General features: G+C 36.8%; 13 protein-coding genes. 9 read left to right on the top strand and 4 right to left on the bottom strand.

Annotated elements, in window-relative coordinates; translation table 11 throughout:
• Positions 1 to 127: 127 nt before the first annotated feature.
• The 3 genes from ACTQ5K_RS12105 (at position 128) to ACTQ5K_RS12095 (ending at position 2,591) form a co-directional block, all read left to right on the top strand.
• Entirely contained in the window at positions 128 to 862 is a 735-nt protein-coding gene (locus ACTQ5K_RS12105; protein WP_031540211.1) for an ABC transporter ATP-binding protein, read from the top strand.
• Positions 852 to 1,874, top strand: a complete 1,023-nt coding sequence (locus tag ACTQ5K_RS12100) for an ABC transporter permease (protein WP_031540210.1) — start codon at positions 852 to 854, stop codon at positions 1,872 to 1,874. Before ACTQ5K_RS12105 ends, ACTQ5K_RS12100 begins: the two co-directional genes overlap by 11 nt.
• Before the next feature lie 66 nt (positions 1,875 to 1,940).
• Positions 1,941 to 2,591, top strand: a complete 651-nt coding sequence (locus ACTQ5K_RS12095; protein WP_048717713.1) for a TetR/AcrR family transcriptional regulator — start codon at positions 1,941 to 1,943, stop codon at positions 2,589 to 2,591.
• Positions 2,592 to 2,679: 88 nt separating this feature from the next.
• Here the strand turns inward: ACTQ5K_RS12095 and ACTQ5K_RS12090 are convergent, their stop codons facing one another.
• Together ACTQ5K_RS12090 and ACTQ5K_RS12085 are read right to left on the bottom strand one after the other, a co-directional pair.
• Entirely contained in the window at positions 2,680 to 3,534 is an 855-nt protein-coding gene (locus tag ACTQ5K_RS12090) for a Cof-type HAD-IIB family hydrolase (protein ID WP_031540208.1), read from the bottom strand.
• On the bottom strand, positions 3,535 to 3,882 hold the full coding sequence (locus ACTQ5K_RS12085; RefSeq protein WP_441993961.1) for a hypothetical protein: 348 nt from the start codon (positions 3,880 to 3,882) through the stop codon (positions 3,535 to 3,537).
• A gap of 500 nt (positions 3,883 to 4,382) precedes the next feature.
• Between ACTQ5K_RS12085 and ACTQ5K_RS12080 the strand changes: the two genes are divergently transcribed.
• From ACTQ5K_RS12080 to ACTQ5K_RS12060, 5 genes are all read left to right on the top strand, one after another.
• The gene (locus ACTQ5K_RS12080; RefSeq protein WP_396953887.1) at positions 4,383 to 5,780 is read left to right on the top strand and encodes a cytochrome ubiquinol oxidase subunit I; all 1,398 of its coding nucleotides are present in this window, start codon (positions 4,383 to 4,385) and stop codon (positions 5,778 to 5,780) included.
• Entirely contained in the window at positions 5,773 to 6,789 is a 1,017-nt protein-coding gene (gene cydB / locus ACTQ5K_RS12075; RefSeq protein WP_031537709.1) for a cytochrome d ubiquinol oxidase subunit II, read from the top strand. The genes ACTQ5K_RS12080 and cydB overlap by 8 nt, the downstream gene beginning before the upstream one ends.
• Entirely contained in the window at positions 6,789 to 8,489 is a 1,701-nt protein-coding gene (cydD, locus tag ACTQ5K_RS12070; RefSeq protein WP_048717405.1) for a thiol reductant ABC exporter subunit CydD, read from the top strand. Before cydB ends, cydD begins: the two co-directional genes overlap by 1 nt.
• 12 nt (positions 8,490 to 8,501) lie before the next feature.
• Complete coding sequence (cydC, locus tag ACTQ5K_RS12065; protein WP_048717407.1) at positions 8,502 to 10,235, top strand: thiol reductant ABC exporter subunit CydC; 1,734 nt, start codon at positions 8,502 to 8,504, stop codon at positions 10,233 to 10,235.
• Positions 10,236 to 10,433: 198 nt separating this feature from the next.
• Entirely contained in the window at positions 10,434 to 11,357 is a 924-nt protein-coding gene (locus tag ACTQ5K_RS12060; RefSeq protein WP_048717409.1) for a DMT family transporter, read from the top strand.
• Positions 11,358 to 11,413: 56 nt separating this feature from the next.
• On the opposite strand, the gene ybaK is transcribed toward ACTQ5K_RS12060, so the two are convergent.
• Positions 11,414 to 11,890 carry a Cys-tRNA(Pro) deacylase gene (gene ybaK, locus ACTQ5K_RS12055; RefSeq protein WP_048717411.1) on the bottom strand — a complete coding sequence of 159 codons (477 nt, stop codon included), beginning with the start codon at positions 11,888 to 11,890 and terminating at the stop codon, positions 11,414 to 11,416.
• A gap of 153 nt (positions 11,891 to 12,043) precedes the next feature.
• Between ybaK and ACTQ5K_RS12050 the strand changes: the two genes are divergently transcribed.
• Positions 12,044 to 12,766 (top strand): class I SAM-dependent methyltransferase, encoded by a 723-nt coding sequence (locus ACTQ5K_RS12050; RefSeq protein ID WP_251629020.1) that lies wholly within the window; start codon positions 12,044 to 12,046, stop codon positions 12,764 to 12,766.
• 35 nt (positions 12,767 to 12,801) lie between these two features.
• On the opposite strand, the gene ACTQ5K_RS12045 is transcribed toward ACTQ5K_RS12050, so the two are convergent.
• Positions 12,802 to 13,710: an NAD(P)/FAD-dependent oxidoreductase gene (locus tag ACTQ5K_RS12045; protein WP_048717413.1), complete on the bottom strand. Its 909-nt coding sequence runs from the start codon at positions 13,708 to 13,710 to the stop codon at positions 12,802 to 12,804.
• Positions 13,711 to 13,791: the final 81 nt, after the last annotated feature.

Genomic DNA, 13,791 nt, shown 5'->3' with positions numbered 1-13,791 from the left:
CAAAAGTTCCATGGAATGTAAGCAGATATTTATTGAAAATGAGTGATTACTCACTTTACAAACTGCTTCTTCTATTGTAATATGTGAAGTGAGTAATCACTCACAAATTTAGAAAGGTGGTCTTTATATGATTGTACCATCCATTGTTTCTGTTAAAAATCTTTCCAAATCATTTGAAAAAAAACGAATTTTAAATGCTATCGACTTACAAGTTTATCCTGGCGAAATTTTAGGATTGCTCGGTCCTTCCGGAGCTGGAAAAACAACACTTATAAAAGAGATTATTGGTTTAGATTTACCTGATAATGGTTCCATTCATGTATTGGATGAAAAAATGCCAAATCTGAACATAATGTCAAAAATCGGATATATGGCACAAGCTGACGCTTTATACCAAGATTTAACCGCTAGAGAAAATCTTGATTTCTTTGCTAGATTATATGGATTAAAAGGAATAGAGAAGAAAAATAGAATCGAAAGTACTGCCATTTTAGTAGAGTTGTCTGAACATCTTTCCAAGCCTGTATCCCAGTATTCAGGGGGAATGAAAAGAAGGTTATCTATTTGTATTGCACTGTTAAACAATCCAAAGCTTCTTATTTTAGATGAGCCTACAGTAGGGATTGATCCAATTCTCCGAAAAGCTATCTGGCAAACCTTCAACAAGCTTAAAGAGAATGGGACGTCGATTATTGTAACTACACATGTTATGGATGAAGCAGAAAAATGCGATCGACTAGGAATGATAAGAAATGGTCAACTTATTGCTATCGATACTCCAAGCAACTTGATGAGTAACTGTAATGCACAGACGATGGAAGAAGCATTTTTATATTATGGAGGTTTAGCAAATGAGAATTAATGCACTAGTATTGCGCATTATAAAACAGTTCTACCGTGACAAACGAACCCTTGCATTGATGATTTTAGCTCCTATTCTCATATTAACTTTAGTAAATCTAGTATTTAATGGGGATGACTATGAAACAAAAATAGGCTTAATTAATGTGCCTGAACCTATAAGTACAGCCTTTGAAAAAGAAGATTTACGAACCTCCATCTATAAATCGGAAGCAACAGCAATAGCCTCGTTAAAGGCTGGGGACATCGATGCTTATTTCGCTGTAGAAAATGGAAAGACCAAATTAATGGTAGAAGGAAGCGATCCCTCCATTAGCAAAGCAACCACAGCAAAGATACAGGGAGCCATGCAAAGTCTATCTCCTAATGAAGCAGCAATTGATGTAGACGCACTTTACGGCTCTATTGATATGAAACAATTTGATGCATTCGGTCCTATTTTACTTGGATTTTTTGCATTCTTCTTTGTTTTTCTAGTAGCCGGTGTATCCTTTTTAAGAGAAAGAACAACGGGTACATTAGAACGATTGCTTTCGAGCCCTATTAGAAGATGGGAGCTTGTTCTCTCTTATATCATTGGCTTTGGTTTATTCACAATGGTGCAATCAGGAATCATCGTCCTTTATTCGGTTTATGTACTTCATATGTCAAACGCTGGTTCCATTTTATATGTATTATTAATTACATTACTGCTGGCATTAGTAGCACTTACATTAGGAATTCTCCTATCGTCCTTTGCCAATAATGAATTACAAATGATTCAATTTATTCCTATTGTCGTTGTACCACAAGTATTCTTTTCTGGATTATTTAACTTAGATACGATATCTTCTGCTATTAGTTGGATTTCTTACTTAACTCCTCTATATTATGCAGCAGATGCCCTGCGAGAAGTAATGATTCGTGGCAACGGGTTTATGGAAATAGTAGGATATCTCGTTATATTGCTTGGCTATTCCATTGTCTTGATGATTATTAATATCTTTGCTTTGAAAAAATATCGCAGTATCTAAGTTATTACATTTTCCCTTCACTATCTTATATAATTAGAGTAGATTGTATGGATAAAGGAGTTTCCTATGAATAATAGCGAGAATATATTAGAGATTATTTTAAAAGAAGAACAATCGATAACAGATAAGCAGAAAAAAATATTGATAGCTGCCATTGATGCGTTTTCTGAGAAAGGTTATGCAGCCACCTCTACTAGTGAAATTGCAAAAATGGCAGGTGTGGCAGAAGGGACGATTTTCCGTCACTACAAAACGAAAAAAGATTTACTGCTAACGCTTCTCTCTCCACTATTAAGCACATTGATTGCACCAAGAGTGATTAAAGATTTTGACAAAGTGTTAAATGTTTCTCATCATAACTTTGAAGATTTTCTACGCGCAATTGTAAAAAATAGAATGGAATTTCTGCAAAAAAATAATACATTATTTAAAATTTTAATACAAGAAATCCCCTTTCATGATGATCTCCGTGAAACATTTAAAAATCAGATTGCCGTGAAAATCTTTGGTCGTTTTCAAGAAATCATGGAATCCTATAAAGAAAAGGGAGAGATTATTTCTATTCCTTCTTTTAGCTCTGTTCGTCTAACAGTTACTTCGATTATTGGTTACTTTATCGCTCGCCATATCCTCCTTCCCGATATACAGTGGGATGACGAAGAGGAAATCGAACGAACCATTCAGTTTATTCTTTTTGGATTAAAACCTCGTGAATAGGCCATTCTTATAAAAAAAACGGTGGATGAACTCATTAATACTAAGTTCATCCACCATTTTTTAATGCGAGCAAAAAATTTGCTGCCTCTTATACCTCTAATGCTTTTCTAATCGCTTGAGCTACGCCACTTTCTTCATTTGTTCCTGTCACAAAATGGCATTGACGTTGAATATCTTCCACTGCATTACCCATTGCTACTGCTCTGCCTGCTTTTTGAAACATGGAAACATCATTATAATTATCCCCAATTGCCATCGTGTTTGAAAGAGAAATATTACGAGCGTTCACAAACTTCTCTAGGGCCACTCCTTTTTGTGCATGAACAGAAGTAATTTCTAAGTTCTCCTTACCAGAAGCACTTATTGCTACCCCTACAAGCTTAGTCAACTCTTCTCTAACATTGCCTAAAACGATTGGATCAAAATGGAAGGCTAATAATTTATAAATAATTTGGTCATCATCTTCAAATAATTCTTCATAGCTATCTAATTGGTGAATAACCGCTAATCGTTCTTCAGCCGCTCTTTTTATCTCTTCCATATCCTTAACATGGCCACTCACAGTAAAGATATCCATAATAAGGGATCTGGCTACTGTTTTATCTACTGTATACGTACCTCTATTGGTGTAAACCTCATAATATACTTGATGTTTATGTAAAAGTTCCGCAATTTGTCTCGCTAGACCTTTACTTAATGGGTTCGTATCAACGATGACATGCTCATTTGTTCTTATTTCTGCCCCATTTGCACAAATCATCGGTGTGATAATTCCAGCATCCTTTAAAAGATCTCCAGCTTCTTCATACGCACGGCCAGTAGCAATTACTACTTCTACACCCTTAGCTTGTGCATCTTTAATTGCTTCTCGATTTTCTTCTGTAATTTCTTGCGTGGATGTTAATAACGTACCATCCATATCAATCGCTATGCATCTAATCATCTAAACACCCTCAAATCTTTTATTCATCTTAATTATTTTCGAATTCTCATACTCCTGTATCATCATATCATGAAAGAACAAGCAACAAAAGGAAGAGAACTTTAAGAGTCGCTTGTCTTTTTGTAAATTATTTTGCGGATTCTGCGGCTTTTCTTGCAACTTCTGCATTTTTACTTGCAACTTTCGCATTTTTACTTGCGACTTTCTTAACTTACTTGCAACTTCTGCAACTTTACTTGCGACTTCCGCATCTTTACTTGCCACTTCCACATCTTTTCTTGCAACTTCCACATCTTTTCTTGCAACTTCTACAACTTTTCTTGCCACTTCCACATCTTTCCTTGCCATTTCCACAGCTTTCCTTGCAACTTCACAACTTACTCGCAAACTCCCACCACTTTTCTCGCCACCGCTACTCTTTCACCATTCTCCTTATTTACCAACCAACTAGCCTCTCTGTTTTCCTTCCCTCCTTACCATTCCTACTAAACCCACTCTCGTTTTTGTCATTTCTGTGAACGAATATGTGAACATTTTTCAAACAATGAGTGAAGTTTACCGCAAACAATCAAAATTTCATTATGATATATCTATCATTCACCTAAAGGGGACGATCGGAAAAAGAAACCTGTTAAAACCTTTCACAACAATGTTTATCGACGTTTTTCATCATCTAATTACATAGGATGATCATCAAGAAAATAACAATTTTATCTGTTATTCAAGCTTCCTATTTAGCATGCAGCTTATTCCTATTCATCTTATGCAATGATTTTTATCGCTTTTGCGCACAATAAGATTCACAATTTTATTCAAAAAACCAAAAAAAGGAGGAGAAATCCTTGGATATGATTTTTCTATCACGTTTGCAATTTGCTTCAACGACCATTTTCCACTTTCTTTTTGTTCCTATTTCAATCGGTTTAGTATTTATTATCGCAATCATGGAATCTTTTTATGTGAAGACAGGAAATGAAGAATACAAGAAAATGGCTAAATTTTGGGGCAAATTATTTTTAATCAACTTTGTTATCGGAATTGTTACAGGAATTCTTCAAGAATTTCAGTTTGGAATGAACTGGTCTAATTACTCTCGTTTTGTTGGTGATGTTTTCGGTGCACCACTTGCAATTGAAGCATTACTTGCATTCTTTATGGAAAGTACCTTTATCGGATTATGGATATTCGGTTGGGATCGCTTATCGAAAAAAGTACATTTGGCATGTATTTGGTTAACTGCATTTGGAACAACTATTTCTGCCTTCTGGATTCTAGTAGCAAATAGTTTTATGCAACGGCCAGTTGGTTTTGAGATTAATAATGGTCGAGCAGAAATGAATGACTTCTTCGCACTTATTACAAACGGCCAGGTTCTTGTCGAATTCCCTCATACCGTATTTGCCGCATTAGCTACAGGGGCATTCTTAGTATGTGGAATTAGTGCGATTAAATTATTAGGAAAAAAAGATGTAGATTTCTTTAAGAAATCCTTTCAAATCGGTATTACAGTCGCCTTAACTTCTACATTCTTAACACTTGTTGCAGGGCATGCTCAAGCACAATTTTTAGTAGAAACACAACCAATGAAAATGGCTGCTAGTGAAGGATTATGGGAGAACAGTGAAGATCCAGCACCTTGGACTGTTTTTGCCAATATCGATGTAGAAAATAAAGAAAATAGTGCCGAACTAAAGATTCCTTATCTATTGAGCATTCTTTCTTATAACACATTAGATGGAAGTGTGAAAGGGATGAATGAGCTTCAAGCAGAGTATGTTCAGGCATATGGGGACGGTAATTATATTCCTCCAGTCAAAACTACTTTCTGGAGCTTTAGAATAATGGTTGCAGCAGGAGTAGCAATGATTCTCCTCGGCATCTATGGCGTATTTTTAGCATGGAAAAAGAAATTAGTGGCTAAGCCAAATAAATGGTTCTACCGTTTGATGGTTGCAGGGATATCTCTTCCTTTTATTGCAAATACTTCCGGATGGATTATGACGGAGATTGGCAGACAGCCGTGGACTGTTTTCGGATTAATGACAACAGAAGATAGTATTTCTCCAAGTGTTTCAGCAGGTCAAGTATTATTCTCTATTATTGCATTCTGTACGATCTATGCTGTATTAGGTGCAATCATGGTTTATCTATATGTAAAAGTTATTAAAAAAGGGCCATACATGATGGAAAAAGAAGATGCAAAAGTTACGAATGACCCGTTTGCGAAGGAGGGTTTCCATGCTTGAGTTAAATGTCCTTTGGTTTATTTTAGTCGCGGTTTTATTTATCGGATTCTTCTTTTTAGAGGGGTTTGATTTTGGTGTCGGAATGTCAACAAAACTATTAGCAAAAAACGATGTAGAAAAACGGATTCTCATTAATTCGATTGGTCCTTATTGGGACGCTAATGAAGTGTGGTTAATTACTGCAGGAGGTGCCATGTTTGCAGCCTTCCCTCATTGGTATGCTACAATGTTCAGTGGATTTTATACACCACTTGTAGTTGTTTTATTAGCACTGATTGTTCGGGCCACAGGGTTCGAATTCCGTGCAAAAGATAGCCATCCAACATGGAAAAAAACCTGGGATGTTTGTATTTTCTTAGGTAGTTTCCTTCCTCCATTATTATTTGGAGTGGTATTTGCTTGTTTCATGCAAGGTTTGCCAATTGATCAAAATATGGAATTAAAAGCAGGCTTCTTTGATGTTGTAAACTACTATACATTAACAGGCGGTCTTACTGTCCTTGTCCTATGCCTTGTACATGGATTAGTATTTACCACATTACGAACTGTTGGTGATTTACAAGAAAGAGCACGTAACTTAGCACAAAAACTTTTACCTTTACTAGGTATCTTATTAACATTGTTTTCTGCCCTAACGTATATCAAAACAGATATTTTCGAAGAACGTGGCTTAATCCTTTCCTTTATCTTCTCTTTAGGGGTTATTGCCTTTGTAGTTGGTGGATTCTTTATTTCTCGAAAAATGGACGGCTGGGCTTTCGGAATGACTGGTGCAGTTATCACTTTATCCTTTGCCTCTATTTTCATCGGCTTATTTCCTAGAGTAATGGTTAGTTCGATAAGTGATGCTTTTAGCTTAACGATTCAAAACGCAGCTTCCGGTAACTACTCTTTAAAAGTAATGACGATTGTGGCTTTAACTCTTCTGCCTTTTGTTTTAGGCTATCAGATTTGGAGCTATATTGTATTCCGGAAACGTATTACTGAAAAGTCCCATTTAGAATACTAATGGATAAAAATCTATTAAAACTTAATGGAATCAAGCCGATTCTTGTTCTTATTGGAATATTAACAATTGTAGAAGGAGCTGCTATTATTCTGCAGGCCAAATGGCTTGCAGAAATAATAGCCTCTTTATATAACGGAAACACCTTTCAAGAGCAGTATGTAAAAATCATATTGTTCTTATTAGCTTTTTTAGGCAGACACTTCTTGCACACGGTTCAACAAAATATCGCGACATCGTTTGCTAAAAAAACAAGCAAGGAGCTACGTTTTCATTTAATGCAAAAACTATTCGAGCTTGGGCCAAAATACACAAAAAAACAAGGCAGCGGGAACATTGCGACCCTTGTCCTTGAAGGCGTAACTCAATATAGAACCTACTTGGAACTTTTCTTACCAAGAATGCTTGCTACAGGGGTTATTCCTGGCATGATTATTCTATTTGTATATTGGAATGACTGGCTCTCAGGTGTAATCCTAACAGTTACAATGCCGATTTTAATCGTTTTTTTAATACTTGTTGGCATGGCAGCTAGCAGTCAAATGGATCGCCAACTAGCAACATACAAAGTCCTATCCAATCATTTCTTAGACTCATTAAGAGGGTTAGAAACACTTAAATTTTTAGGAAGAAGCAGACAGCACAGTGAAAAAATCGAAAAGGTTAGTGAACAATATCGGGGAGCAACGATGAAAACATTGCGATTAGCGTTTTTATCCTCTTTTTCCTTAGACTTCTTTACGTCCCTTTCTGTTGCAGTTGTTGCTGTTAATTTAGGTTTGCGCTTAATAAATGGTGAATTAGTGTTATTGCCCGCCTTAATGATTCTTATTTTGGCACCAGAATTCTTTCTACCCGTGCGGATGGTTGGAGCAGATTTTCATGCAACATTAGACGGAAAGGAAGCTGGGGAAGCAATTCAACAAATCATTCAAATTCCAACACCTGAACAAGGAACTGGTCCATCCATTTCTCTAGGTGACAAACCATCCCTTGCCTTTCATAACGTTGCATTTCGACACCGTCCAGAGGAAGCAGTAACTTTAAAAAATCTCTCATTTATGATTGATGGATATAAAAAAATTGGCATTGTCGGTGAAAGTGGTGCTGGTAAGTCTACTCTTATTGATCTGCTAAGCGGATTTTCAAACCATTGTAATGGGACCATTTCTTTAAATGGCGATGCTATTCCTAGTCTAATGGCAGATGAATGGAGACAGCTTACTACGTATATCCCACAATCTCCTTATATCTTTAGCATGACATTACGGGAGAATATTGCTTTTTACCATCCAGAAGCTACAGATGAAGAAATTATCCAAGCATTAAAAGCAACTGGTTTATATGATATTTTCACAACCTTCCCTAATGGTCTAGATGAAGTGCTAGGCGATGGGGGAAGGAATTTAAGTGGTGGACAGGAACAAAGAATTGCTTTAGCTAGAGCGTTTTTAACGAATCGAAAAATCATGCTGTTAGATGAACCTACTTCCCATTTAGATATCGAAACTGAATTTGAATTAAAGGAAACGATGCTGCCACTATTTAGCGATAAGCTTGTTTTCCTTGCGACACATCGACTTCACTGGATGAAAGACATGGATTATATCTTTGTTATGAATCAAGGCGAAATTGTAGAAACAGGCACACATGAAGAATTAATGGTAGCCAAAGGTTACTATTATAAGCTATTACAGCAGTAAGGAGGAGCTCAGTTGAATGAAAACAAATGGATTTTCCCATTTCTAAAAGCAAATAAAAGCCGTATTACCTTCATACTTTTTTTGAGTATCCTTGCTTTACTTACAGCTGCGATGCTTACCTTTACGTCTGGCTATCTTATTTCTAAATCAGCCATTCCTGTTGAAAATATTTTGATGGTATATGTGCCGATTGTTGGTGTAAGAACCTTTGGTATTAGCCGAGCTGTGTTTAGCTATTTGGAAAAGTTAGCTGGTCATCATACCGTCCTACGTATTTTATCGAAAATGCGCTTAAAGCTCTACCAAATTTTAGAACCACAGGCTTTATTTTTAAAGAACAGATTTAAAGTAGGCGATATGTTAGGTATTCTTTCTGAAGATATTGAGAAGCTACAAAATATTTATTTGCGGACTATTTTCCCGACTTTTGCAACAATCGTATTGTATATCATTGTTGTCTGTGCGATTGGCATTTTAGATGTTCCTTTCGCTTTCCTTATGGCACTATATTTAGGATTGTTATTATTCTTTTTCCCTGTTCTTTCTTTAGTACTTATGCGCCAAAAACAAAGAGCATTTAAACAAAGAAGAAATGGACTCTATCAAAAACTAACAGATAGTATTTTAGGAATAAGTGATTGGGTGATTAGTGGTCGTTCCAAAAGCTTTATAAAAGAGTACGAAAAAGAGGAAGCGATTGTTGCAAAGATCAATCATCAGCTTGTTCAATTTACTCTTTGGCGCAACTTAGTTTCACAGGCAGTTGCTGCCCTTATTATCCTTTCTCTCGTATTCTGGTCTAGTCAACAATATGTAGAAGGAAATATACCTGTTACCTTAATTGCTGCTATCATTCTTGTTGCCTTACCAATTCTCGATGCTTTTTTAGTCGTATCTGACGCGTTTGAAAAGCTGCCTGCTTATCAAGATTCTCTAGCCAGACTTAGAAAGCTAGAAGTACCTATACAAAAAAAGGCACCTAATCGTGTAGCAATCGAAACGGATCAGGTGGATATTCAGGTAAATCAAGTTTCTTGCCGCTATGATCAAGAGCAAGCATTTTCTCTATCAAATGTAAGCTTGGACATTCCACAAGGAAAAAAAATAGCCGTAATTGGACGAAGTGGTGCTGGTAAGTCGACCTTATTAAAATTAATACAAGGAGTTATCGAGCCAACAGCAGGTAGTGTAACATTTAACGGAGAATCAGCTGCTTCCTTTCAGGCAGATACTTCTTCCATTATTTCTGTACTAAATCAAACACCTCACCTGTTTGCTACGACGCTCCGAAATAATATTTTACTAGGTGTAGAAGAAGCGACAGAGGAAGAACTGGCAAACGCCATTAAATTGGCACAATTAGAGGATTTGGTTTCCTCTTTATCGAACGGCTTGGATACTTTTATGGAGGAAACTGGGCAACGCTTTTCTGGCGGAGAGAGACAAAGAGTAGCATTAGCAAGAATTTTGCTACAAAAAACTCCTATTGTCCTTATGGATGAACCAAATGCGAGTCTTGATCCAAAGACAGAAAAAGCATTACTTAATACAATCTTTTCCTCATTAAATGGAAAAACGTTGATTTGGATTACCCACCATTTAGTAGGTGTGGAAGAAATGGATGAAATCATTTTTATGGATCATGGCGAAATTGTTCTAAGAGGAAGCCACAAAGAACTTCTTGAAACAAGTAGCCGCTATCAAAACCTGTATGCCTTAGACCATCCAGATTTTCATCTATCATAATGGGAGGCGATTTTCTATCGAAGATCGCCTCCCGTTATGAAAAGAAATGGATGAAAACTACTCCGAATAAACGATCGATTCCCTATTTCTTTTAGACCCCAAAGATGTAAGAACAAAATATACTTTTCTGTATATTCAAACTTCTATATTTTTTATATAATAGGAACAAAATCTATTACGACAAAAGAGGAAATATAAATGAAACGAAAGTCTATTGGGATATTCCTTGTTCTAACTGCCGCTATTTCATGGGGAGTTTCTGGCTCTGTAGCACAATTTTTATTCACTCACAAGCAATTTAGCACTGGCTGGCTTGTGTGTATTCGCCTTCTTACTAGCGGTGCTTTACTACTGCTTTATTTAGGCTTAACAAGTAAAACAGACATATGGGGTATTTGGAAAAGAAGAGCTAGCGTGGTAAATATACTTATTTTCGGACTGCTGGGAATGGCTGGAGTTCAGTTTACTTATTTTGCTGCGATAGAAAGCAGCAATGCAGCAACAGCCACGTTATTGCAGTACTTAGCACCTGTCCTTATTATTCTTTATACTGCTCTTATCAGAAAAGCTATCCCTCCCTTTCAGCATATAGTTGGAATCATTACTGCTTTATTAGGGACCTATTTTCTAGTATCTGCTGGGAGTTTTTCGACCATTTCCATTAAACCTGAAGCTTTAGCCTGGGGATTAAGCTCTGCCTTCTTTCTTGCCCTGTACACCTTACAGCCTGCTCAGTTGTTGAAGGAATTCGGCTCTACAGTGGTTGTCGCATGGGGAATGATCCTTGGTGGTTTTGGAATGTCGTTTTTCTATCCGCCTTGGAAGACCGGAGATGGGATATTTACCTTATCTTCTATCCTAGCAATTGTATTTGTCATATTATTTGGTACTTTGATCGCCTTCTTCTGTTATTTAGAAAGCTTAAAGCATTTGGAGGCAGCGGAGACTAGTTTGCTATCATGTGCAGAGCCATTATCCGCAGCATTCCTTGCCGTTATATGGTTAAAGGTTCCATTTAATATATATGAATGGATAGGCGCTTTTTTTATTTTAACCACCATTTTATTGCTTTCTCTTAAACGTAGAAGCACAGAAAGAGAATTAGCAGAGAAGCCGATTTAGTAAAGTTATAGGCTCAAGCACAGAGATTAGTTAAGTGCATGAGCCGAACCATTTCCTCAATGAATAACCTCTTCCACCTTTGCATCTGTAACCTGGATTAACAGCTCAACAGCTATTTCGATTTGAACACCAATCTTTCCGCCACTAACAATGATCGCAGATTGCTTGTCCACACTTTTATCTAAGATGGTTTCATACTTTTTCTTCATACCAATTGGTGAACAGCCTCCCCGAATATAGCCAGTTAACTTTTGAATATCCTTCACTGCAATCATTTCGATTTTTTTAGCCTTTACTACTTTAGCTGCTTTTTTTAAATCAAGCTCTGCTGCAACAGGGATAACAAATACATAAACTCCCGAGCCACCATCTTTCACCACAAGTGTTTTGTACACCATTTCTATTTCTTTGTCAATCTTGCCCGCAACGGAAACGCCGTCAATTTTCCCATCCTTATTGTCATATGTATGAATACTGTATGGAATCTTTTCGGCGTCCAATATTCGCATTGCATTTGTTTTAGTAATAGCCATGTATTCTCTTCCTTTCCCCACTAAGTGTAAATTCTTCCCTTATTAAACCTTATCATAACAAAGTGAAAAGGAGTGTTAAATAATCTCGAACCAATGCAGCTTATTCCTCATATAGTATGGAAAAGTAGAAATTGACTTGTTGGGAGGAAAAAGATGAAACCGACCTATCAAGATGCCCTAGCTTATTTTGGGGTAAGTGGTGCACATCCAGGTGGATTAACGTTAACAAAGTTCTTATTAGAGCAGGAAAAAATCACCGAAGAAACAACACTCCTAGATGGCGGCTGTGGTACTGGCCAGACAGCTGCCTATATAAAAAAGAATTACCCTTGTTCTGTAACAGGTATTGACTACCATCCCACTATGGTAAAAAGAGCAAATAAACGTTTTGAAAAAGAGCATATTTCCATCCAATTAGTTCAAGGCAGCTTAGAAAAAATGCCCTTTCCTTCCGATAGTTTCGACATTATATTAGTAGAATCCGTGCTTATTTTTACTAATTGCAAAAACTCTCTTGCCGAAATCAAAAGAGTGCTAAAACCTGGTGGTGTCCTTCTTTTGGTAGAAATGACAGCTGAAAGAGCTCTTTATGCAGTGGAACACCAGAATATGTGTGAAGTATATGGGATTGAGAAAGTTTATACAGAAAAGGAATGGATCAATTTGATGAAGGAAGCAGGATTCCCAAAAGTAGAAGTAACGCTTGGCCACTCTGTTTTTTCTCATATGATGACAGGAATGGAACCAGAGGACGAAGCAATCGATACATCTGTGCCTGTTAATATGCAGTTAGAAGGAAAGCTGATGGATCACTCCTATATTCTTTATACGTATGGAAATATAATCGGCTACCGTGTATATCGAGCTAGCCTTTAAGAAGGAAGAGGTTCTCCTATTTAAGAGACCTCTTTTTATTTTCCACCCTCTTGTAATAAAGCTTTATGAATCCAAATAGCTGCTTGTGAACCCTCTCCCATTGCGATTGTAACCTGTTCAGAATGGGCAACTACATCTCCTGCCGCCCAAACCCCATCTATATTCGTCATTTTCGTGCGCGGATTTACGATAATGTGATTATTTGCCATTATTTCAACTCCTAAAGGAACTGCAAGGTCTGATTTTACTTTATTCCCACCAAATGCAATAAAACTAGATTGTGCTTCTATTTTCTTTCCATCCTCTAATTCATAGCCCTTTATTTGGGAATCATCTGCTATCACTTGTTTTATTTTTGCTGTAAAAATAGGAATATTATTTGCGGCCAATTGCTTTTCCAATTTTTCCTCTACCGCTTCTCCCCCATGGTTAATGTATAGAATATCCTTTGTCCAATACATTAAAGTCATTGCCATATTTGCGCCAACATTTCCGTTACCGATTACGATTGTTTTCTTATCCTTTACTTCATAGCCATCACAATCTGGGCATAAATAGACACTTACTCCTAGACAAGGATACAATTCAGGAAAGGGAGGTATATTATCCATTACTCCTGTTGCAATCAAGATTTTTCGAGAACGAATAATATCTGTTTCTGTTTGAGCAGTAAAATAATTCCCTTCTTTTTTTATAGCCATGACAGTACTTTTAATAAACTTTACTCCTAAATTCTCTGCATGTTTTTTTCCTAAGCTTCGCAATTCATCACCACTTATGCCATCTGGATAACCCAATATATTATGATAGCTTTTACATAAAGTAGAGCGACCATCTTCTGCATCGATAATAAGCACTTCATGGTTATATCTTCCTAATTGAATTGCCGCCTGTAATCCAGCAATGCCACCGCCAATAATAATGCAATCAAAAGTTCTGGTCATCTTCATGTCCCTTCTTTCCATTCAATGATTTCTTTAGTTTTTACGGGGAATTGATTCTTATTCTTCCTTCCCTAATCGATA

It is taken from the genome of Niallia sp. Sow4_A1 (genome assembly GCF_052116745.1).
Taxonomy (GTDB): domain Bacteria; phylum Bacillota; class Bacilli; order Bacillales; family Cytobacillaceae; genus Niallia; species Niallia hominis.
This window is presented reverse-complemented; position numbering and strand designations above follow the sequence as displayed.